Source organism: Paenimyroides ummariense, from assembly GCF_900115115.1.
Classification (GTDB): domain Bacteria; phylum Bacteroidota; class Bacteroidia; order Flavobacteriales; family Flavobacteriaceae; genus Flavobacterium; species Flavobacterium ummariense.
This window is the reverse complement of record NZ_FOVI01000064.1, coordinates 1-1,721: the sequence shown is the minus strand read 5'-3', so window position 1 is coordinate 1,721 and position 1,721 is coordinate 1. Positions and strand designations below refer to the sequence as shown.

The following is a 1,721-nucleotide window of genomic DNA, read 5'->3' as shown; positions in this document are numbered from 1 at the left end:
TTTTTTATAATATCTATTTTTATTAAGCAGCGAGAAGTTCAAGACTTCTCATTTGTTTGATTTTAGTGTCCACACCAGATTTGCAACTAATTTTTGTGTTAAGAGAGCTGTTTTTGTTTCGCAAATTCATTTTTTTAGCCCATTTTCTTAAGTTGTGTGCAATGATCATTAAAGTAAACTCCACATTCACCTTATCCAATCCCCGCATGGTAAATCGGTTGAACTTATTATTGCTTTTTAATTGTCCAAACACAGCTTCCACTTCAACAGGTCGTTTACTTCGGTGATAAAGACCTTTTTCTGAAAGCAACCGTTCTTTTGCTATTTCTTTTAACTCATTGAGTCTGTGGTTGATTTCAATTGTTCTGTTTCCCTTGCCTTTATGACATTGTCCCCGCATTGGGCATCCTTCACAGCGCTGGGCTTGGTAAATACTCACTTCGCTAACATAACCATTGGTACTTGTGCGTTTGGACTTGGTTAGCAATAACATCTTTTGTCCTGCCGGGCAAACCAAAAAATCTTCTTGTTTATTGTAATATAGATTTTGAACCAAAAAGGGATTGCTCTGTTGTTTTCGCTTTTGTTCCATATGAAAGTAATTATACTTTACATATGAGGTGATACCTTCGTCTTGCATCCATTCATAATTCTGTTCACTTCCATAACCTGCATCAGCTACGACTTCTTCGCTTTGGGTATGATAATTGGACTCAAAACTTGTTAAATGAGAGGCTAAAGTAATCGTGTCGGCTGTGGTCTGGTGGATGCTGTAATGGGTAATAAACTGATTCTCGGTACTGATCTGTGTGTTGTAGGCAGGTTTTAATTGACCATTTTTCATGTGGTCTTCTTTCATGCGCATAAATACAGCATCCTGATCTGTTTTACTGTAGCTATTGCGTTCACCCAAGATTTCCAATTGTTGTTCATACTTCTGTAATCGGGGCAAATAGTCTTCTTCCAGCTTCTTTAACTGTTTCCGGGTAGATTTGCTACGTTCTTTAAGATTGGTATTAATCTGCTCCATCTTTTGCGCTAGCTCTTTACTGTCTATCGCTTTGGAGTTTTGATCAAGATGAAGTTCCGTTTGATCCTGTTTTATCTGAGCATCGATGTCCTGGAGAACGGTAGCGATATTTGCTTCCAGCTTGGCTTTGTTTTTCTCTACAGATTTCTTCCACACAAAGGTGTATCGTCCTGAAGCGGATTCTATTTTCGTTCCATCGATATATTGAACTTTGAGACTGACGTATTCTAATTCATGAAGCATGCGTACAATATCTGCAAACAGTGCTTGGACAACGCCTTTAAGACGTTTGCCCCGAAAATAGTTGATCGTGCGATAATCCGGCGTGCTGTTACCTGAAAGCCACATAAAGTGGATGTTCTCTTGAAGTGCTTTTTCTATCTTACGACATGAATAAATATTGGTCAAATAGGCATAAAATAGAACTTTGATAAGCATTCTAGGGTGATAGCTTGTTGTACCACCTCCTTTATACTTTGTAATGATATCTTCTATATCTAGGCGGTCAACAACCTGATTAACCAAACGAACTGGATGGTTAAAGGGGATCTTATCAAAAATATTTTCTGGAAATAGACTTGGACTATTGGATGGTAAGGATTTAAACTGTACTTTCATAGCTTTATTGGTGGAACCTCAAGTTAACAAAATTTGAGGACAATAAAAAAAATCCCCGACAAAAAACATGTCG

General features: G+C 37.7%; 1 pseudogene. It reads right to left on the bottom strand.

Going from position 1 to position 1,721, the window contains the following annotated elements:
- Nucleotides 1-124: 124 nt before the first annotated feature.
- Nucleotides 125-1,648: pseudogene (locus BM253_RS17055) on the bottom strand (IS1182 family transposase); the annotation flags it as partial.
- Nucleotides 1,649-1,721: the final 73 nt, after the last annotated feature.